Source organism: Micromonospora sp. NPDC047756, assembly GCF_055587245.1.
The window spans coordinates 484,350-504,719 of record NZ_JBVJGQ010000002.1; the positions used below are offsets into that span (position 1 = coordinate 484,350).

The window sequence follows — 20,370 nt, forward strand, 5'->3', positions numbered from 1 at the left end:
CCCCCATCGTTTGGGAAAGGACACCATGAACATCCGGAAGAGCCTCGCCGCCGTCAGCGTCGCGCTGGCCGCGACCACATCGATCCTCAGCGCCGCATCGCCCGCGTCGGCGGCGGCCCGAGACGGGGTCTGCGACAGTGGCGAGTTCTGCTACTACTACAACAGCGGCAACGCCGGATCGATCTCGGACTTCACCGGCTCGCTCGACGACTACGGCACCGAGCAGCCCTCGTGCTACGACTTCAAGGGCGCCGGTGCCGGCAAGGGCCTGTGCATCAAGAACGAGGCCGCCTCGGTCTGGAACCGCAGCACCAAGACCGTTCGCGTCTACTACAACAGCGGCTACGCCGGTTCCTACCAGGACTTCGCGGCCGGCGCGAAGGGGAACCTCAACGCCACGCTGAAGAACAACAACGCCTCACACCAGTTCTCGCCGTCGGCGCGCACGAACCTGTCGTACGCCCTCTACCAGGCCAGCGGCGGCGCGGTGACGTGCGCCTTCGACGGGTACACCACCACGCCCGGCCGGCACGAGGGCATCGACATCGCCCGCAGCGTCGGCTCGGACGTGCGCGCCCTGGTCTCCGGAACGGTCACCTACGTCGCGCGGGGCAACACCGGCAGCGGCGGTCTGTCCACGATCTCCGTCTACAACTCCTCGCTCAACAAGACGGTGATCTACCTGCACACCGCGCCGAGGTCCGGGGTGGGCGTGGGCGACGCCATCAGCAAGGGCGAGATCATCGCCGACGAGTCGTGGCACGGGGTGTCCTCCAGCTCGGGCGCGCACACCCACGTCGAGGTCCGGGCTGGCCGGCAGACCCACGCGGCCGTCAGCGTCGGCGATCCCACCCTGGACAACGCCGACCCGACCGCGTTCTGGAACGCGCAGGGCTACAACGAGAGGTAGGACGCCGTGCATCTTCGCAAGGGTCTCGCCGTCCTCGGCGCCGTCCTCGCCATGTCCACCTCGATCCTCAGTGTCGCCTCGCCGGCAGCGGCGGCCGCACGGGACGGAACCTGCGACAGCGGCGAGTTCTGCTACTTCTACAACAGCAACCAGGCCGGCTCGGTCTCCGACTTCACCGACTCACTCGACGACTACGGAACGACCCAACCGACCTGTTACGACTTCAAGGGCGCCGGCAGCGGCAAGGGCCTGTGCGTGAAGAACAACGCGGCGTCGGTGTGGAACCGCACCGGCAAGACCGTGCGGGTCTACTTCAACAGCAACTTCGTCGGTGCGAGCCAGGACTTCACGGCCGGCGCGAAAGGCAACCTCAACGCCACGCTGAAGAACAACAACGCCTCGCACGAGTTGCTGAGCGGGCCGACGGGCTGTAGCACCGACGGCACCAACAGCAAGCTGCCGAGCAGCATCCTCGTCTACCGGGTCGGTCTCGGGCGAGTCGATCGGGTCGAGTTCAAGACGTACGTCAAGAACGTCCTGCCGAACGAGTGGATCACGAGCTGGCCGGCCGCCTCGCTTGACGCCGGTGCGATGGCCGTCAAGAGCTACGCCTGGTACTGGGCATTGCACTCGACCCGCAAGACGCCCGGTGGCCAGTGCTACGACGTCCGTGACGACACCGGCGACCAGGTCTACCGGCCGTCGTCGGCGCAGTCGTCGACGTCCGCCGCGGTGGACCGGACCTGGTCGGCCCGGATGACCCGGAGCGGCAACATCCTGCGGGCGCACTACTGTGCGACGACCACCGCGTGCGGTGGCTGGGTGGACGGGGACTGGATGTCGCAGTATGGCTCGCGTGACCTCGCCAACGAGGGCAGGACCTACCAGGCGATCCTTCGCTACTACTACCGCGACATCGCCCTCTCCTGAGATCACGCACCAACCTCGCTGCCCGCCGCAGATCCGCGGCGGGCAGCGGGCCCGTGGGTACGGGACCCACCTCTGTGGCCCACGCTCAGCCCGGTCGACGGGCCAGGACCAGAGGACGCAGTTTCGCTGTGAGGTCGTCGTTGAGCACCAGTTGGTAATAGGTGCCGCCCGTCGAGCCGCGGAGGATCGCCGCGCAGGAGTTCACCTTGCCCGGTAGTGAGAACTGGCTGACCAGCTTGGCGGTCTTGGCCTCGAAGACCCGGTAGGTGTAGCGCGCCGAGCGCAGGTCGGCGGTCGTCCTCCCGCCGGAGCTGCTGCGGTAGGTGCACGTCTCGACCTTCTTGCTCCGATGGTCGTCGTCGAAGTACTCGCAGACGACGAGTTGGGTGTACTGCTGTGGGTACATGCCCGGATGCCGTTGCGCCTGCCAGGTGTTGGGCAGCACGGACTCCCGATCACCGGGGGCGTGCGAGTGCATGACGAACAGCGCCGCCAGGTGGATGGGAGGCCCGGCGTAGGCCGGACCGTCCGGGTTGTAGGGGCGTACCGCCTTCGGGTTGAAGGTCGAGCCGCCGCACGCCTCCTCGTCGGTCCTGATGACCGGGCGCGGTGGCGGCCAGGTCGGGCTGGCCACTGCCGACGCGGATGGCAGTGGCGTCGGGTCGGCCGGTGGTGGGCCCGGCTCGCCAGTGCACCCGGTCAGCCCGCCCAGGCTGCCGACGACCACGACGAGGAGTCGCGCCAATCTCTGCGAACCGGTCACGCCGCTCCACCGTCCTGCTGTCGGCCCGGGACGAGCACCCATCGATGCTCGCGCCGATCTGCTGGGTGCCGACGATATTACCGCCCGTGTCGGTCGGTCGCCGGTTACGCCAGCGGCTCGATCGCCTCGACCAGCACCTCGAGCACATGCCGGTACGGCTGGCCGGTGGCCCGGCTCATGCCCATCTCGCAGGTGCGGTTGCAGGAGGCGTACGCGTCGAAGTCGCGCTGATTGATCTCGGCCGCCTGCGCCGCGGTGGCCCCGGCCGTGACGTCGGGGTGCAGCAGCCCCCGGTCGCCGGCGAAGGCGCAGCACCCCCAACTGTCCGGCACGGTGACGGTGTCGGCGACCGCCCCGGCCACCGCGCGCAGGTCGTCGATGCCGCCCAGGTGCACGGTGGAGCAGGTGGGGTGCAGCGCCAGCGAGCCCAGTCGCCGGGGCTGCGGCAGCGCCGGCAGGAGATGTTCGGCGGTGAAGGTCACGCTGTCGACGAAGCGCAGCGCGCCGTAGCGTGCCCGGTCCTTCCCGGCCAGCGCGGCGGTCAGCTGCGTCAACCCGTGCGTGCACGATGACGCGTCGCACACGACGGGCAGACGACCCTCGTTACTGGCCGTCCAGAGCGCTTCCAGGGTCCGCTGCGCCATCTCGCGGTGGCCGGCGGGGTAACCCTTGGACTGCCACGGGGTTCCGCAGCACAGGCCGGCCGTGCCGGTCGGTACGACGAGCGGCACCCCCGCCAGTTCGCAGAGGCGCAGGAACGCCGCCGCCGCACCGCCGGACGAGCCGTCCTCGGGGGCGAAGAGACTGCCGACGCAGGCTGCGAAGAACACCGCCTGGGCGTCCGGCGCGCTGCGCGGGGTGGGCCGGGGAGCGCCGGCCCGCGGCATGTCGTCTGCCCACAATGGCATCAGCTCGGTGGCGCCGAGCCCACGGATCATCCCGGTGGCGGCGCGGGTCACCGGTGTCGGCACGGCGTGCGCGGCGGTCAGCCCCACCCGGACGCCGGTCACGGCGGCCCGCCAGTGCTTCGCGGCGGTGCGGGCGGTGCGCTGGGCGCGAGGGCTGTGCCGCTCGGCGCGCAGCCGTTTCATCGCCGCCCCGGTGTCGATGCCGACCGGGCAGGCGGTGACGCAGAGGCTGTCGGCGGCACAGCTGTCCACCGCGGCGTACTCGTAGTCGGTGGTCAGCTCCCGGCGGCGCTCCTCGTCACCGGCGGCGGTGGCGAGGGCGATCTGTCGTTGCAGCACGATGCGCTGCCGGGGCGTGGTGGTCACGTCGGCGGTGGGGCAGACCGGCTCGCAGTAGCCACACTCGACGCAGGCGTCCAGCTCGGGGTCGACGGTCGGGACGGCCTTGAGCTGCCGCAGGTGCACGGTCGGGTCGTCGTTGAGCAGCACACCGGGGTTGAGTAGGCCGCTCGGGTCGCACAGCCGCTTGAGTTCGCGCATCACGTCGTACAGTTCGTCGCCGTACTGCCGGCGGACGAAGGGCGCCATCGCCCGACCGGTGCCGTGCTCCGCCTTGAGTGTCCCGCCCTCGGCGAGCACCAGGTCGACCATGTCGTCGGTGAACCGGGCGTAGCGGTCGATCTCGGCGGGGCTGTCGAAGGACTGCGTCAGCATGAAGTGCAGGTTGCCGTCCCGGGCGTGTCCGAAGATCACCGCGTCCGGGTAGCCGTGCCTGTCGAACAGGCGGATCAGCCCGTCGCAGGTGCCGGTCAGGCGTGGCATCGGCACCGCGACGTCCTCCAGCAGGGCCGTGGTGCCGGGCGGGCGGGCCCCGGCGACGGCGGTGTAGAGGCCCTTGCGCAAGTGCCAGAGGTTGGCCCGTTCGCGGGGGTCGCGGGTCAGCTCGGTGCCGCTGACGGCCGGCAGCCGGTCGAGCACGGGCTGGGCGTCGGCGAGCGTCGCGGCCAGCCGCTCCGCGCTGTCCTCGGCGAACTCCACCAGCAGCGCGGCGTGCCCGGTGACCGTCAGCCCGCGCAGGGCCGGGCTCGCGCCCGGGTCGCGCTGGCTGACCCGCAGCGCGGCCGCGTCGAGCAGCTCGGCGGTACGGGCGCCGGCGGCGAGCAGGGCCGGCAGCGCGTCGGTGGCGTCGGTGAGACCGGGCAGGATCAGCAGGCCGGTGGCGGCGTGGTCGTGGATCTCGACGGTACGGAAGACGGCCTCGGCCACGAAGCCGAGAGTGCCCTCGCTGCCGATCATCAGGTGGGCGAGCATCTCGACCGGGGTGCTGTGGTCGAGCAGCGAGTTCAGCCCGTACCCCATGGTGTTCTTCATGGCGAACAGCCGCTCGATGGTGGCGCGCGACCCCGGCGTCGAGCGCACCCGGTCGCGCAGGCGCAGCAGCCCGGCGTGCAGCTCGGGCTCGTCGGCCCGCAGCCGGTCGTCGGCGTCGCGGGCGCCGGAGTCGACGACGGTGCCGGACGGGAGCACGAAGCGCAGCGACTCCATGGTGCGGTACGCGTTGTCGGTGGTGCCGCAGGTCATCCCGCTGGAGTTGTTCGCCACCATGCCGCCCACCGTGCAGGCGGCCTCGCTGGCCGGGTCCGGGCCGAGCCGGCGTCGGTAGCGGGCCAACCGGGCGTTGGCCTGCCGGATCGTCAGGCCCGGCTGGAGCCGGATGCGGCGGCCGTCGTCGAGGACCTCGGCGTGCCGCCAGTCGGTGCGGACGTCGACGAGCACGCCCGCGCCGCCGGCCTGCCCGGCCAGGCTGGTGCCGCCGCCGCGCAGGGTCAGTGGCACGCCGGCCTCGCGGGCGCCGGCCATCAGCGCCCCCACCTCGGCGGCCGAGGCGGCGCGGACCACGGCCTGCGGCTCGAACAGGTACGGCGAGGCGTCGTGTGCCGCCGCCAGCCTCCGGGGCAGCTCGGCGCTGGCCCGGCTCGGATCGTCGAGGCGCGAGCGCAGCAGCTCGGCGACCTCGCGGGCGCGAGCGCCGGCCGCGCTCGGCGGCGGCACGGGTACGACGGTGCTCATGGGCGGATCCTCCGAGAAGGGATGGTCAGTCGGCCACCGGAGACGCGACGACAAGCAACCGGGCGGGCGCGGTGCTGGCCGGAGCCGGCAGCCGCAGCGGCTGCCGGCCGGGGGTGATGCTGCCGAGCACCGAGGCGTGCCGCGCGCCGGTGCCCGAGGGCAGGGTGCCCGGCAGCCCGTGCACGGTCAGGTAGCCCAGCAGCGCGAAGGCCAGCGCCTCCTTGGCGTCCGACGTGATGCCCAGGTCGTCGCTGGCGGACAGCGCGACGCCGGGCAGCTCGTCGGCGAGCATGCGCATCAGGGTCGGGTTGTGTGCGCCGCCGCCGGAGACGACGAGCCGGGTGACGCCGTGGTCGCGGCAGGCACCGGCCACCGTGACCGCCGTCAGCCGGGTGAGCGTGGCCAGCACGTCCTGCGGGTCCGGTGTGGGCGCGTCGGCGAGGGCGGCCAACAGGTACGGCAGGTGGAACAGCTCTTTCCCGGTGCTCTTCGGGCCGGGCAGCCGGTAGTACGGCTCGTCGAGCAGCCGCCGCAGCAGGTCCGGGTTCACCTGCCCGGCGGCGGCCCCGCGCCCGTCGGTGTCGTAATCCTCGGTGCCCCCGCTGAAGTGACGGGCGGCGGCGTCGAGGAGTGCGTTGGCCGGGCCGGTGTCGAAGGCGAGTGGGTCCGCGTCCGGCGCGACGACCGTGATGTTGGCGATGCCGCCCAGGTTCAGCGCGGCCGGTACGCCGGGTAGACCACCCAGCAGCAGTGTGTCGAAGAGGGCGACCAGGGGAGCGCCCTGGCCGCCGACGGCCACGTCGCGACTGCGCAGGTCGGCCACGACCGGAAGGCCGGTGGCCTCCGCTATCCAGGCCGGCTGACCCAGCTGGAGAGTGCCGCGGACCGTGCCCGCGTCGACCCAGTGGTGCATCGTCTGCCCGTGCGAGACGACCAGGTCGGCGTCGCCGTCGCACAGTTGGGCGAGGGCCCGCGCGCCGGCCTGGGCGAAGGCCTGACCGATGCCGGTGTCCAGCACGCAGATCGCCTCGGTGGTGGTCGCCGCGGGCGGCAGGGCCGCGGCGATCCGCGTGCGCAGCTCGTCGGAGTAGGGGTGACTGAGCCGGCCCAGCGGTCGCATCCGCAGGGTGTCGCCGCTCAGCTCGAACTCGGCCGCAGCGGCTTCGATGCCGTCGTAGGAGGTTCCGGACATCAGGCCGATCACGCGCATCACGTCCTCCTTCACGCCCGGCCCGCTGGCGCCGCCGCGGCGTCGTCGTCGACCTCGTCGATACGTCCATGGTCGTACGGAGTCTCCGGGGCTGGGTGGAACCGGCTGGCCACCGCGCCGACGACCAGGGTGATCAGGACGCCGATCGGGACCAGCCACTGCGCGGCGATGGCGGTGGCGGTGGTGGTGCCGGCCGTCGTCACGTCGATCTTGACGTAACGGACGATGTAGGTCATCACCGCCACGGTGACCAGGAAGGCGATCACCGCGTCGACCTGGTTGGCCCGCTTGACGAGGCGGCCGAGCAGGAAGGCCCCGAGCAGCGCCCCGTAGGTGTAGCCGGCGATCGTCAGACCGGTCAGGTAGACGTTTCCGGTGCTGGAGCTGAACGCGCAGGCGAAGATCGCCATCAGCACCGCCCAGACCAGGGTCATCACCCGGGCGAGCCGGAGCATCGTGTCGTCGGACGGCACCGTGCGGAAGAAGCTGTGGATGAAGTCGGCGACCGTGGAGTTCGACATCGAGTTCAACGCCGACGACAAGGAGCCCATCGCCGCGCCGAGGATGCCCGCCACCAGCAGACCCGAGATGCCCACCGGCAGGGCGTGCAGGATGAAGCTCGGGTAGAGGTTGTCGCTGCTGGCCAGGCCGAGCTCCTTGAAGGTCTGACCCTTGTTGTACGACCACAGCAGCGCGCCGACCAGGGAGAACGCCGCGAACTGGATCACCACGAAGATGCCCGACGAGATCATCGCCTGCTGTCCCTCGCGCAGTGTGCGGGTGGACAGGATGCGCTGCACGATCAGCTGGTCCGAGCCGTGGCTGGCCATCGCGAAGATCGCGCCGCCGATGATGGCGGTCGGCAGGGCGAACGGGCTGGTGAGCACGTGAGCGAGGTTGAAGTTGGTGTCGAAGAGCTGGAACTTGCCGGCGTCCAGTGCCTGCGAGTAGCCGTCGAAGCCGACGGCGTGGCTGAGCACCGCGATGGCGAGGATCGCCCCGCCCAGGTACAGCCCCATCTGGATGGCGTCGGTCCAGATGACCGCCTTGATGCCACCGAGGTAGGTGTAGACCACCGTGATGAGCGTCAGAACGATGATGATGGCCTGGTAGCCGACATTCAGCCCGAACTCGTCGAGAAGAAGTTTGATGGGGATGGCCGAGGCGAACAGCCGCACGCCCTCGGCCAGCAGGCGGGTGAAGACGAACGTCACCGACGCCAGCCCTTGAAGTTTCAGGCCAAACCGCTCACCGAGGTACTGGTAGGCGCTGACGAACCCACCCCGCTTGTAGAGCGGGATGAGCACCGCGGCCACCACGACCCGACCGATCACGTAACCCAGGGCCAGCTCGACGTTGCCGAAGCCCTGACCGCTGTAGGCGCCGCCGGGAACACTGATCACGGTCAGGACGCTGGTCTCGGTGGCAACCACCGAGAACGAGACGGTCCACCAGGGCAGCCGACCCTCGCCCACGAAGTAGTCCTTGGCGGACTTCTGTTTACCGGACAGGCGTAGTCCGACGAAGGCGATCACCACGAGGTACAGCACGATCACGACGAGGTCGAGTTGACGCACGGCTCGCTCCCAACCAGCGGTTGTCAATAAGTGACGTTGAGCCAGCCTAACTCGAAACTTTTTGCCACCGCCCGTCCGGGCTGGTTACGCTGTGGTTTCAGCCTGCTGATACGGGGACTGTTCGCAGCGACGCTCTCGGTTCGGCCGCGGCGGCGGGTCGCGAGACGCGCTCGACGGCGAGCCACCGCCGGGCGACCGGACCTCTCCCCGCCGGCCGGCGACTGCACACCAGCGAGAGGAACGAGCACCCCGTGGACCTCAGCACCCTCGGCACCGAGACCCGCAACGACAAGACCGGCGACCTCGACCGGATGTCTCCCACCGAGTTGCTTCTGGCGATGAACGACGAGGACCAGACCGTCGCCGCCGCCGTCCGCCGGGCCGTGCCGGACATCGCCGCCGCCGTCGACGTCATCGTGGCCTCGCTCCGTCAGGGCGGACGGCTGATCTACCTCGGCGCGGGCACCAGCGGCCGGATCGGCATGCTCGACGCCGTCGAGATCCCACCCACCTTCGGTACGACGCCCGAGCGGGTCATCGGTCTGCTCGCCGGCGGGGCACGAGCCTTCGGTGTCGCCGTCGAGGGCGCTGAGGACGACCCGGCCCGCGCCGTCTCCGACCTCGACGCCGTCGGCCTGACCGCCCGCGACACGGTGGTCGGGCTCGCGGCCAGCGGCCGTACCCCGTACGTGGTCGGTGGGTTGGACCATGCCCGCGCGCGTGGCGCGGCGACCGTCTCGGTGGCCTGCAACACCGGCGCGGTGACCAGCCGCCACGCCGACGTCGCCATCGAGGTGCCCACCGGTCCCGAGGTGCTGACCGGCTCCACCCGGCTCAAGGCCGGCACCGCCGAGAAGCTGGTCTGCAACATGCTCTCGACCGCCACGATGGCCCGGCTCGGCAAGGTCTACGGCAATCTGATGGTGGACATGAACGCCACCAACGAGAAGCTCGTCGACCGGGCGCGCCGGATCGTCGCCGACGCCGCCGACACCGATCTCGACACGGCCGCTCGAGCGCTCGCGGCGGCGCACGGGCACGCCAAGACGGCCATCGTGCTGCTGCTGGCCAACTGCACCGCCGAGGAGGCCGCCGCTCGGCTGCGCGCCGCCGACGACGACGTACGGGCAGCCGTCGCGGCCTGATCCACTCGGCAAGGTGGACGGCGTCCTCCCACCCGCCTTCGGTGATGTCGACCAGCAGCACCGTGGACCCGGCCGGCGCCCTCGTCTTCCCCGGCCTCGCGCTCTCGTCAGGTCGACGAAGCGCCCCGTCCGCGACGGACGGGGCGCTTCGTGGTGTCAGTTGAGCGGTGAATCCGGAACCGTTAGGTCCTCGTCGACGTCGAGAGCGCTGGCCAGCTCGATCCGGGGGGACCGGTCCGGCGGGAGGTGGGCGAAGTCGGCGATGACGACCACATCCACCTCTCCGTCGATCATCGACTGTTCGATGGTCTCCCAGGGGGCCCGCATGACTCCTGCGAATCGGTAGGAGTTTCGGCGGAGGTGACTGAGACACCTCGCGACGACTGGCTCTGACGGCTCGAGGTCGGCGGGGATCCAGATAACGGCGATTTCCATGAACCTCTCCTGATCAACGTCGTGGACGCGAGTGGGTGATCAGGAGTTGTCGGGGCGGGGGAGGGCCCCGCTCGACGGGTCGGCTGGTGGCGCTTATGTCGACGGCGGTGACGGTGCGCCCTGCGCGCAGAGGCGAGGTGGGCGGCACACCTTCGGCCGTCGAGGTGGGTGGATCGGCGCCGCCGGCACCGACGCCGGTCGGTGCGGACGCGAGCGCCAGGACGAACGTCGGTGGCCCTGGTGCGGGCCGGGCGGGCGGATCGGGCCGCTGTCCGGTGACGGCGGGCACCGTCTTCCTCGCCTGCCTCGACGCCTCGCCGTCGGACGTGCCGCCCTGGGACACCGTTGCCGGCACACGTGTCGGCGATGGCTGCGAGTCGGCCCGTGCCTTCGGGGACTTCGAGGTAGATGGTGCCGCTGTGGCCTTGGGCGATGCGGGTGGGTTGCCTGCCGGCCGACCTGGCCGGGCGGTGGAGGGGCTGGTCGACGGCGTCGGCACCGGAACCGCCGACGGCAGGGGCACCGGCACCTCCGACGGCAGGGGCAGCGGGTCCGTCGACGGTAGCGGCACGGGTAGGGAGACGACAGCGGTCGGCAGGGGCAGGGGAACGGTCAGCTGCACCTCGACCACGTCGGCCAGCGAAACCGTGACGGCCTCCGGCGAGGTGGCGACCTCCACCAGCGGGAGCCGCGACGGCGATGGGGTGTCGGCGTGGGCGGGGTCGGCACCCAGGGCAGCGCCGAGCGCCACCGCGCCGAGCGCCACCGGAGGGAGGCTGTGCCTCAGCCGCATCAGGCGCGGACCGCCGTCAGTGGGATCGCCGGCCGTACCTGCCCCGGGTCACCGGTCCGGTGCTGCTGGCCGAGCGGATGCCCCGCGCGCCCTGCCGTTCCCTCCATGGCGGGTTCTTGCCCCGCAGGATCGAGGGCTACACCTCCTGTCGATATCCGGTGGGTGAGGTGGGCAGATCGGCACCGCATCCGCCTGGTTCACACCCGTGCCTCGGCGGCTGTCGGCGTGGCGTCGAGCGGCAGGTCACGCAGTCGCCGGATCGGCGTCGACAGGTAGATGATCGGGGACAGCACGGTGAGCGCCCCGAAGATCAGCAGGGTGGTACGGGCGCCGAGTGGCCCGGCCAGGACGCCGGCCAGCAGGCCGCCGACCGGGATGGCGCCCCAGGAGACGAACTTGACCGTGGCGATCACCCGGGACAGCAGCTCCGGCGGGCTGGCGATCATCCGGTATGTACGGGTGGTCACGCTGAGCACCACAGTGGAACTCGCGAAGATGAGGTTCCCGACGGTGAAGGCCAGGAACGCGGCGGTGCCGGTGCCCAGCGGGATGATGAGAGCGCCGGCCACGCCGACGAAGGCCGCGATGATGAGGCCGCGGGCGGTGCCGAAACGGTTGGTGAAGCGGGTCGTCAGCGCCGCGCCGATGAGCGTGCCGAGGCCGTCGGTGGCGATCAGCAGTCCGACCATGAGCGGCGACGCGTGCAGCTCACGCATCAGGTAGAACGGGAACAGGGCCAGCATGGCGCCGTTGACGAAGTTCGTCGCGGTGGCGTCCCACATGGCCGGTCGCATGATCGGGTGCCGCAGCACGAAGTGCCATCCCTCGCGGATCATCGTGACCATCGGTGGCCGCTCGGCCGGTCGCTGCACCCGCCGGGCCGGAAGGGTGCGCAGCAGCGCGGCGGAGAGTAGATAGCTGACGGCGTCCACGAAGAGCGTCGGCACCGCACCCAGCACCTGCACCGCGAGGCCGCCCAGGGACGGCCCGCCCAGCGCGTTGGCGGCGTGCGTGCCGGAGGTGAGGCTGTTGCGGGCCTGCAACTGGGCGGCCGGCACGATCTCCGGCAGGAAGGTCTGGTTCGCCACGTCGAACAGCACGTTGGCGAAGCTCACCACCAGGGCGACCGCGATCAGTTGGGCCACCGTCAGCAGGTCGAACCACCAGGCCAGGGGGACCGATGCGATGGTGAGGGCCCGGACCAGATCCAGGGCGACCTGCATGCCGCGCAGCGGCAGACGCTGCACGATCACGCCCGCCGGCAGGCTGATCAGGAGGTACGCCAGATAGCTCGCCGCCGTGACCAGGCCCATTTCGAAGGCCGACGCGTGCAGCACGCTCAGCGCGGTCAGCGGTAGCGCCAGCGCGCCGACCGCCGAGCCGAGTTGGCTGGTCGTGCCGGCGACCCACCACCGCCAGAACGCAGTAAGTCTCATAATGAAACTCACTATAGGGTCCGTCGCGTGGGCAGGCGACCCCGTGTATCCGGGTGGTAATGGGCGATCGGTCGGGGTCATCGGCGAGCCGGTCGGGCTTGACGTTTCACACTCGCGTGACGGGTATCCAGGCGTACCAGTGCGACCTGCGGTAACAAGCTTCATCGGAGTGAGGGGGCACCTGTCATGCCTGATCCACAGCCCACGCTCGTGCTCGTGCACGGCGCGTTCGCCGAGTCGGCGAGCTGGAACGGTGTGCTCGAGCGGCTGGGCGCCGGGTACGACTCGGTGGCCGTCGCGAACCCGCTGCGCGGCGTGGCGGGCGACGCCGCGTACGTGCAGGATGTTGTGCGGGGGATCGGCGGTCCGGTCGTCCTCGTCGGTCACTCGTACGGCGGCATGGTGATCACGCAGGCCGCAGCCGGCGACACTTCGGTACGAGCTCTCGTGTACGTCAACGCCTTCGCCCCGGACACGGGTGAGTCGGCGATGACGCTGTCCGCGAAGTTTCCCGGCAGCACCCTCGCCGACACGCTGGTGCAGTACCCGGTGTCGACCGGTGGGAACGAGGTGGCGATCGGCCAGGAGCAGTACCACGCCCAGTTCTGCGCCGACGCGTCGGACGACATCGCCGCGCTGATGGCCCGGACCCAGCGGCCGATCACGGAACAGGGCCTGGGCGACAAGCTCACCGGCGACCCCGCCTGGCGATCGCTGCCCAGTTGGTTCGTGTTCGGTGACGCCGACAAGAACATCCCCGCCGAGGCGCACCGGTTCATGGCCGAGCGGGCCAACCCCCGGGGGCAGCGCGAGGTCGTCGGCGGGTCGCACGCGATGGCCGTGGCTCGGCCGAGCGAGGTCGCCGAGACCATCATCGAGGCGGTTCGCGGCGTGAGTTGACGGTCCGGACGGACAGCCGGTGGTGGGCCGACGACGAGAGGTCGCCGGCCCACCCCTGCCTGCTGGCCTAGCGGACCCGCAGCTGCTGGTGGGTCGCAGCGGTGGGGGCGTGGGCCGGGTCACCGGAGTAGGCGACGTGCACCGGGTGCGCCCCTGCGGGCAGCCCGGCGGTCGGCAGCTCGACGACGGCCGTGCCACCACGGAGCGCAACCACCCGGGTGGCCCCGCCGAAGGTGACGGCAACCTCACCGGTCACCTGTGGAGCCTTCCGGTGCGGCGACTGGGCCCGGACGTCGACGGTGAGCGTGAAGGTGCCACCGCGGACGACCGAGGCCGGCGTGGCCTTCGCCCTGACCTCGACCCGTCCCGGGCCCGGAGGCGTCAGGGTGACCTGGGCAGAGCGTGACCTGGTCGGGTCGACCACCGACGTCGCCACGACGGTCAGCGTCGACGCGGTCTCCGCGGCGGCGACCGAGAGCAGGCCGTCCGCGGAGATGCCGGTGCCGGTGGAGGTCGCTCCCCGCACCGACCAGGTCACCGCCGGGTTCACACCCGCGTTGGTCGTCACCTGGGCGGTGAACTGCCTGGCCCAGTTCCAGCCCTTCGTCAAGTTCATCGTCGTGGGCGTCACCGACACGGAGTCGACCCCCGACCACAGGTGATCCCGGGCGAAGATCGTGAACAGTTGGCCCGCCGTCATCCCGTCGTGCGCGCCGGGGACCTGGGTCGTCGCGGCGGTGTATCCCCGCGCCCGGAAGTTGTCCGCGATGGCGTTCTGGGCGTTGAGGTTGCCCTCGAAGACGCCGTTGCCGAGGAACACGGTGAGGTCGTCGTCCCCGACCGCGTTCGCGATGGTGTCGTAGTCCTGGGTGGTGAGCGACGGGTTACCCGAGAAGTGTCCGTAGAACGCGAAGGTGGTCGGGTAGTTCCGGATGACGACGCCGCCCGTCATCCCGCCGTACGAGAACCCCGCGTACGCCCGCCCGGAGCGCTCGGTCGAGACGTTGTAGCTGCTCTCGACGAGGGGCAGGATCGTCTGGACCAGGTTGTTGGCCGCGTTGGTCTGGTTGTAGGACGCGAAGCCGAGGCTGGTGCCCGTGAAGTGGTTGCCCATGGTGACGACCACGGTCGGCTCGATCTCACCCCTGGCCGTCATGTTGTCCAGGATGTTCGGGACGTTCGCGGGGACCATGAAGTCGGTCTCGTCGCCGAAGATGCCGTGGGCGAGGTACGCGACCTTGTACGGCTCCGCCCGGTTGGCGTCGTAGTTGGCCGGCAGGTAGACGCCGAGGTAGTGGCCGCTGTCGCCCAGGATGGTGGTGTACGGGACGTAGGCGACGCTTCCCCGCTTCGCGCGGTCGGCCACCGGCAACTCGTAGTCCGCACGAGCCTTCAGCACCGGGTCGTTCTGCTTCTTGGCGTACGGCACGTGGACGGCATCGAGGACGTCGTTGTTCCTGACCCGAAACGAGGATTCGCCCGGCGGTCGAGGGTTCGTCGAGGCCGGGTCCCAGATGCGCTTGTTCTCCCAGCCCTGCGTCGGGTCCCAGACGCGGTACCAGTAGCTGAGACCGCCGGCGTGCAGCGGGAGCGAGACCGACCAGTTTCCCTTCGGGTCCCTGGTCATGTCCCGCAGGAACTCGGTGCCGCCCGCGTGGTAGCGCCCCGGCTGCCACTCTTCCGGCTGGTAGCGGGTGGTGCCGGTGCCGACGTCGAGCAGGGTCAGGTCCCCGGCGAGACGGACCTGGGTGGCGTGTGGGTTGCGGTAGACGAACGTGACGGTGTATCCGGTCGGTGAGTGCCGGTCCACCTTGACTGTCGGGCCGGGGACGGGCGCGGGCCTGCCGACGGCGGCAGCCGGCGCGGGGACCACGGCCCCGGCACCGAGCGCGGTGAACGCGAGAATCGAGATCGCAAGCCGGAACCTGCGTCTTCCGGTCGTTTCCCTCATGCGCGAAGACTCCTTTGTGGTGGTCGCTCGTCGCGGTCTGGTGCGGTGGCGGGAGTTGAGGGCTCCGATGGTCGCTAAATCGAATTAGCATCGGGAGTGTGGCTGGGTACCCCTTTCGATGTCAAGGGCGTCCGAAGCCGAGGCCGGACAGCGCCTCGATGGGCTCGCATCCCGCGACCTGCGAGTTTGCCCAGGTGGTCACCGCCCGGATGGCAAGGTGAGGGCCGTGGACAGGAAGCACGTCGAGGATTGGATTGCCGCCTACGAGCGGCTCTGGCGGACCCCGGGCACGGACGCGCTGGTCAGCCTCTTCACCGAGGACGCGAGCTACCGGCAGGGGCCGTACTGGGCACCCGTCGTCGGCCTGCCGGCCATCGCCCGGATGTGGGAGAAGCAGCGCAAGGGCCCCGACGAGGTGTTCCAGCTGACCACGGAGATCGTCGCGGTCGAGGGCGACACCGCCGTGTCGCGCCAGGAGGTCCGTTACGGCGACCCGGTCGACCAGGAGTACCGCGACCTGTGGGTCATGCGGTTCGCCGACGACGGACGGTGCCGGTCATTCGAGGAGTGGCCGTTCTGGCCGGGACAACAGCCGGCCGACGGCTCCTGACCGGGAACGGTCACGGCGGCGACGCCCCAGCCACCGGGTGGCAGACCTGACCGACATGCCGTCGGATCGGTCGCACACCCACCGTGAGCTGGGGCGTCGCTGTGTCACTGCCGTCGCGTCAGACCGGGGCGGCCGGGCAGCTCGCGCCGGCGGGCGGCGTGGTTCTGGTGACGAGGTACCGCTCCACCTGACGACGGGTGCACTCGGTCCTCGGGTAGCTGACGTGGCCCGACCCCTCGTAGGTGACGAGGTGACCCCGGCTGCCAAGCTGGCGCACCACCCGCTGGGCGGCGTCGTACGGGGTGGCCGGGTCGAAGCGCCCGTTGAGCACCAGCAGCGGCGCGCTCGTCCGGACCCGCAGTCGGTGTTGGGGGTTGGTCGCCGTCCAGCCCAGGCAGACAGCGGCGAAGCGGACGGCCAACGGGGAGGCGCGCAGGTGCGGTGCCGTGGCGCGGGACAGGTCGAGATAGCGGGTCCAGTCGGCGAACCCGTCGATCGGCAGCGACCAGTCCTGGCAGAACACCGGTAGCGCGTACTCGGTCAGGTCCTCGTCGTCGTCGACCGCCACCATCGGGGACGCGAGTGGGGCCGGCTCGCCCCGCTCCAACGCGAGCAGCATGGACGCGAGATCGGCCCAGGTCGCGTCGAAGAAGTTGACGAAGGTCGCGAACCCAAGCTCGAACCAGCTCAGCGGGGCCCCGGTGGCCGTGTCGACGAGCGTGCCGGCATCGGCACGGCGCATCAGCCGGTCGTAGAGCGCCGGCACGTCGCGTCCGTGCAGCGCGCAGCCAGGGTTTCGCTCGCACCAGGTCACGAACTCGTGGAACAGCGCCTCGCTGCTGGCCGCGCCGCCGCGGAAGTATTCCCGGACCCCCTGGCTGTGGTCCATCACGCTGTCCATGACCAGTGCGCGGACGCGGTCGGGGAACAGCTCGGCGTAGGCCTGCCCGATCAGGGTGCCGTAGGACCACTGGTAGAAGCTCAGCTGCCGCTCACCGAGCGCGGCCCGGATGGCGTCCGTGTCGCGCGCGACGCTCGCACTGTCCAGGTGGTCGAAGAGTGGGCCACTGTTGGCGCGGCAGTCGTCGCGCAACTGCCGGTTGTAGGTGCGCAGCCGTTCGAACTCCGCCGCGTTCGCGGGGGTCAGGGAGGGTTGCCGGCCCAGCAGCGCCGATGAGCAGCGCACCGGTGCGCTACGGACCGTGCCCCGGGGGTCGAAGCCGACGATGTCGAAGCGGCGCAGCACGTCCGGCCCGAGCTGGCTGGCGGCCGTCAACGCCGCGTCCACCCCGGACAGGCCGGGACCGCCGGGGTTGAAGACCAGGACGCCGATGCGGGCGGCCGGATCGGTGGCGGGACGCCGGGCCAGCGCCAGGGGGAAGGTCTCCCCTCCCGGTCGGGACCAGTCGACCGGCAGGCGCAGGGTGCCGCACCGGGTGCCCGGATCGTCGGGCTGTTCCGGGCACACCTGCCAGTCGACGCGCCCGCTCCCACCACCGGTGACGTCCACTGTGACCGGCCTGGCACCGCCGGTCGTCGGTGTGGTGCCCGCGAGCGACGATGGGGCGTTGAGCGACAGGGTGACGAGGACCGCGACGACGGCCGAGAGGCTGCCGAGAAGTCGCCGTCGGCGACGGTCGGCCCCACGCGGAGGCCGGAGGGTGGTGCTCTTCGTGGTCAACATTCGTCCAGCCTGCCGACGCCCGGTCCACGTCGGATCCATGCCGGTCCGGGGACGGTCGGCGCGGGACGTTCACTGGTACGCCGCCAGACGTTCGGACAGCACCGCGGCCTGTGGATGACCGATCCGGTCGAGGATCACCAACGCCTGCCGCCACAGGTCGACCGAGGTGTCGTGGTCGCCCAACGCCTGCTGGGTGTCGCCGAGGCGGACGAGTGTCTCCGCCCTCCCGCACGGTTCCTGGATTTCGGAGTAGAGCGTGAGCGCGCGCCGGTAGCAGTCCGCCGCGCTCGGGTGTTTTCCGAGGCCGTGATGGGCGAATCCGAGACTGTCCCAGGTGTGGGCCGCACCGAGCCGATCGTCGGCCTCCTCGTAGAGCACGAGCGCCCGCTCGCAGTAGGCGATGGCGCGGGCGTGCTCGTCCAGCCGTGCATGGCTCCAGCCGAGCGCGTTGAGCGCCGCGGCCTCGCCGAGCCGGTCGCCGGTGTGGCTGGCCAGTGCCAGCGCCCGCCTGGCGTGCGGCAGGGCCGCTCCGGCGTCACCCTCGACGTCGGACAGCCAGGCGAGGTGGAGATGGGCGCTGACCTGCCCCGGGCGGTCGCCGGCCTGGTCGTACCGTGCCATGGCGCGCCGGAGGTGGTGGTGGGCCGCACCGAACCGGCGGTTCTGGACATGGGCCAGCGCGAGGTCCCGGTGGGCCAGCGCCTCGGCGCGTGGGTCATCGTGGCGGACCGCGACCGCCACCGCGATGGTCTGCACGGTGGCCAGGTCGTGCCACTGCGAGAGCCGCCCGAGCAGGGGAGTGAGGGCCTGGGCGAGCTGCCCGGCGTGGGCGTCGAAGCCGTGCGCGACCGCGTCGTCGACGGCGGCCAGCAGCACCCGCTGTTCGATGGTGAACCAGGCCAGCGCGGCCCGGTGGTCGGCGAACGCCGAGGGTGACGCGTCGGTGGGCAGGGGCGGCGGATCGAGCGGCTGCCAGCCCGGGTCGACACGTCTCGCCGCGTCACGAGCGGCACGCAGGTAGTGGTCGAGCATCCGCCTGCGGACGGCGTCACGCTCGGCCGGAGCGTCGAGACCGTGCGTCAACTCCTCCCCGTAGGCGCGGAGCAGGTCGTGACAGCGGAAGCGGTTGGGGGACTGCTCGGCCAGCAGGTTCGCCCGGGCCAACTCGTCGAGCGCCGGCCGGACCAGGTGCGGTGGCGCCCCGGCGAGGCTGGCCGTCGCGGCGGCGCTGACGTCCGGTGCGGGATGCAGACAGATCTGCCGGAACAGTCGGGCCGCGTCCGCGCTGAGCAGTCGGTACGACCAGGAGAGCACCGTGCGCACATCGGTGGCGGCGTCGTCGGTGGCCAGGGCGGTGAGCCCGCCCCGGCTCGCCGCCAGGTCGTCGGCGACGGCCTGGAGCGCAAACGTGGGCCGGGCGGCGGCCCGCGCGGCCACGATGGACAGAGCCAGGGGCAACCGCGCGGTACGCCCGATCAGCTCGTCGACCGCCGCCGGCTCGGCGCTGACCCGCTGCGTACCCAGTCGGCGCACGAGCAGTTGGCGCGCCTCGTCGTCGCTGGGCAGGTCCAGCGCGAGGAGCTGGGCGCCATCGGTGGCGACCAGGCCGGGCAGGGTGTGGCGACTCGTCACCAGCACCCCGCAGCGGGTCGACCCCGGAAGCAGGGGCCGCACCTGCTCGGCGTCGCGGGCGTTGTCGAGCAGCACGAGCAGCCGTCGGGCCGCGGTCAGGCTGCGGTACAGGGCGAACTGGGCCGCCGGCTCCGCCGGAATCTCCAGGAGCCGCACACCCAGCGCGGGCAACAGCGAGCGTACGACAGCCGAGGGGGACGCCCCCTGCGTCGCGGTGCCGAATCCGGCCAGGTCGACGTGGAGCTGCCCGTCGGGGAAGTGATGGCGGTTGTCGTACGCCCAGCGCAGCGCCAGCCAGCTCTTCCCGACGCCGCCCGTACCGGTGATGACGACGGTGCCGGCCGAGCGGGGGTCGTCGAGCAGCAGTGTGGTGAGCCGGGCCAGCTCCCCGGCCCGGCCGGTGAACAACGTCGGTGGGGCCGGCAGCTGTCGGGGGACGATTCGCGGCGGGGTTCCTTCCGGTGGCCGCGGTTCGGAGGCCAACAGCTCCGGTTCCGCCCGCAGGATGCGGGTGTGCAGCTGTTGGAGATCGGGACCGGGCTCGACTCCCACCTCCTCGGCGAGGAGATGGCGAAGCTTCCGGTACGTGGCCAGCGCGTCGGCACGCCGGCCGGTCCGCGCCAGGGCCACCATCAGTTGCCCCCACGGGCGCTCGCGCAGCGGGTCGTCGTCGACCTGGCTCCGCAGTGGTTCGATCAGCTCGTGATGCTCTCCGGCGCGCAGTTTGAGGTCCACGACCTCCTCCACCAGGCCGGACCGCTGTTCTTCGAGGCGCGTTCGGACCGAGCGCAACACCCCCCAGCCGGGGAGGCCCGCGAACGGCTCCCCACGCCAGAGCGCCAACGCGGCCTCGAACGACTGCTGGGCGGCTGACCAGTGACCCTGCCGCTGCGCGGAATACCCGCGCTGGGCCAGGTCGTCGAAGGCCACGCTGTCCACCGTCAGCCCTTCCAGGGCGAGACGGTAGCCGGTGGGCCCGGCGAGGATGGCGGGGTCGGGGAAGCCCGGGGAGCGCAGCGCGCGGCGCAGTGCCCAGACATAGGTCTTCACGTTGCCGGCTGCCGTCTTCGGCGGGCGCCCCTGCCACAGCTCGTCGACGAGTTGGTCGATGGACCAGCCGGTGCCCGGCTGCGACATCAGCACGGCCAGGAGGCGTACCTGCATCGGCGTGCCGAGGGCCAGCGGTTGCCCGCGGGCTGAGCGCGCCTCGACCGGTCCGAGCAGGTGGTACCGCGCCGCCGGTGGCGTCCCCGCGGGGTCCATCACCTCATCGTAGGGGCGCCAACAATCCGCTTCATCGGCTGGACGGCCGCAGCCCGCGCCCGGCTCCCTGGTGTGCTCCGTCACGCCGCTGGGCATGGTCAGGAGGTTGGGACGCCGCGAGGTGGCTGCTAGTGTCGAGATTGTTGCGGCCGC

Annotated in this window: 15 protein-coding genes; 5 read left to right on the forward strand and 10 right to left on the reverse strand. The window is 71.3% G+C overall.

Annotation, left to right across the window (positions count from 1 at the left end; translation table 11 throughout):
• The first annotated feature begins 25 nt into the window (after window positions 1-25).
• Together ACZ6NZ_RS07290 and ACZ6NZ_RS07295 are read left to right on the forward strand one after the other, a co-directional pair.
• Window positions 26-910, forward strand: a complete 885-nt coding sequence (locus ACZ6NZ_RS07290; RefSeq protein ID WP_465856645.1) for a peptidase inhibitor family I36 protein — start codon at window positions 26-28, stop codon at window positions 908-910.
• A 6-nt stretch (window positions 911-916) separates the two neighbouring features.
• A complete protein-coding gene (locus ACZ6NZ_RS07295) occupies window positions 917-1,840 on the forward strand; it encodes a peptidase inhibitor family I36 protein (protein WP_465856647.1) in 924 nt (307 codons plus the stop codon).
• A gap of 85 nt (window positions 1,841-1,925) precedes the next feature.
• On the opposite strand, the gene ACZ6NZ_RS07300 is transcribed toward ACZ6NZ_RS07295, so the two are convergent.
• From ACZ6NZ_RS07300 to ACZ6NZ_RS07315, 4 genes are all read right to left on the reverse strand, one after another.
• Window positions 1,926-2,603 carry a hypothetical protein gene (locus ACZ6NZ_RS07300; RefSeq protein ID WP_465856649.1) on the reverse strand — a complete coding sequence of 226 codons (678 nt, stop codon included), beginning with the start codon at window positions 2,601-2,603 and terminating at the stop codon, window positions 1,926-1,928.
• A 104-nt stretch (window positions 2,604-2,707) separates the two neighbouring features.
• Window positions 2,708-5,581, reverse strand: coding sequence for an FAD-binding and (Fe-S)-binding domain-containing protein (locus ACZ6NZ_RS07305; protein ID WP_465856651.1), 2,874 nt, complete (start codon window positions 5,579-5,581; stop codon window positions 2,708-2,710).
• Window positions 5,582-5,606: 25 nt separating this feature from the next.
• On the reverse strand, window positions 5,607-6,791 hold the full coding sequence (locus ACZ6NZ_RS07310; protein WP_465856653.1) for an anhydro-N-acetylmuramic acid kinase: 1,185 nt from the start codon (window positions 6,789-6,791) through the stop codon (window positions 5,607-5,609).
• Between the two features lie 11 nt (window positions 6,792-6,802).
• Window positions 6,803-8,368 (reverse strand): sodium:solute symporter, encoded by a 1,566-nt coding sequence (locus ACZ6NZ_RS07315; protein WP_465856654.1) that lies wholly within the window; start codon window positions 8,366-8,368, stop codon window positions 6,803-6,805.
• Window positions 8,369-8,619: 251 nt separating this feature from the next.
• On the opposite strand from ACZ6NZ_RS07315, the gene murQ reads away from it, so the two are divergent.
• Entirely contained in the window at window positions 8,620-9,513 is an 894-nt protein-coding gene (gene murQ, locus ACZ6NZ_RS07320; protein WP_366609133.1) for an N-acetylmuramic acid 6-phosphate etherase, read from the forward strand.
• A gap of 156 nt (window positions 9,514-9,669) precedes the next feature.
• Here the strand turns inward: murQ and ACZ6NZ_RS07325 are convergent, their stop codons facing one another.
• The 3 genes from ACZ6NZ_RS07325 to ACZ6NZ_RS07335 all read right to left on the reverse strand — a co-directional run bounded on the left by ACZ6NZ_RS07325 (window position 9,670) and on the right by ACZ6NZ_RS07335 (window position 12,177).
• On the reverse strand, window positions 9,670-9,840 hold the full coding sequence (locus ACZ6NZ_RS07325; protein ID WP_465856655.1) for a hypothetical protein: 171 nt from the start codon (window positions 9,838-9,840) through the stop codon (window positions 9,670-9,672).
• Between the two features lie 121 nt (window positions 9,841-9,961).
• Entirely contained in the window at window positions 9,962-10,714 is a 753-nt protein-coding gene (locus tag ACZ6NZ_RS07330; protein ID WP_465856657.1) for a hypothetical protein, read from the reverse strand.
• Window positions 10,715-10,938: 224 nt separating this feature from the next.
• Entirely contained in the window at window positions 10,939-12,177 is a 1,239-nt protein-coding gene (locus ACZ6NZ_RS07335) for an MFS transporter (RefSeq protein ID WP_465856658.1), read from the reverse strand.
• Window positions 12,178-12,363: 186 nt separating this feature from the next.
• Between ACZ6NZ_RS07335 and ACZ6NZ_RS07340 the strand changes: the two genes are divergently transcribed.
• Window positions 12,364-13,077, forward strand: a complete 714-nt coding sequence (locus ACZ6NZ_RS07340) for an alpha/beta fold hydrolase (protein ID WP_465856659.1) — start codon at window positions 12,364-12,366, stop codon at window positions 13,075-13,077.
• A gap of 67 nt (window positions 13,078-13,144) precedes the next feature.
• On the opposite strand, the gene ACZ6NZ_RS07345 is transcribed toward ACZ6NZ_RS07340, so the two are convergent.
• Window positions 13,145-15,028 (reverse strand): alpha/beta hydrolase-fold protein, encoded by a 1,884-nt coding sequence (locus tag ACZ6NZ_RS07345; RefSeq protein ID WP_465856661.1) that lies wholly within the window; start codon window positions 15,026-15,028, stop codon window positions 13,145-13,147.
• 226 nt (window positions 15,029-15,254) lie between these two features.
• On the opposite strand from ACZ6NZ_RS07345, the gene ACZ6NZ_RS07350 reads away from it, so the two are divergent.
• Window positions 15,255-15,638 carry a YybH family protein gene (locus tag ACZ6NZ_RS07350; protein WP_465856662.1) on the forward strand — a complete coding sequence of 128 codons (384 nt, stop codon included), beginning with the start codon at window positions 15,255-15,257 and terminating at the stop codon, window positions 15,636-15,638.
• Window positions 15,639-15,756: 118 nt separating this feature from the next.
• Here the strand turns inward: ACZ6NZ_RS07350 and ACZ6NZ_RS07355 are convergent, their stop codons facing one another.
• Complete coding sequence (locus ACZ6NZ_RS07355; RefSeq protein ID WP_465856664.1) at window positions 15,757-17,322, reverse strand: alpha/beta fold hydrolase; 1,566 nt, start codon at window positions 17,320-17,322, stop codon at window positions 15,757-15,759.
• 69 nt (window positions 17,323-17,391) lie between these two features.
• A complete protein-coding gene (locus ACZ6NZ_RS07360; RefSeq protein ID WP_465856666.1) occupies window positions 17,392-20,217 on the reverse strand; it encodes an AfsR/SARP family transcriptional regulator in 2,826 nt (941 codons plus the stop codon).
• Window positions 20,218-20,370 lie beyond the last annotated feature (153 nt).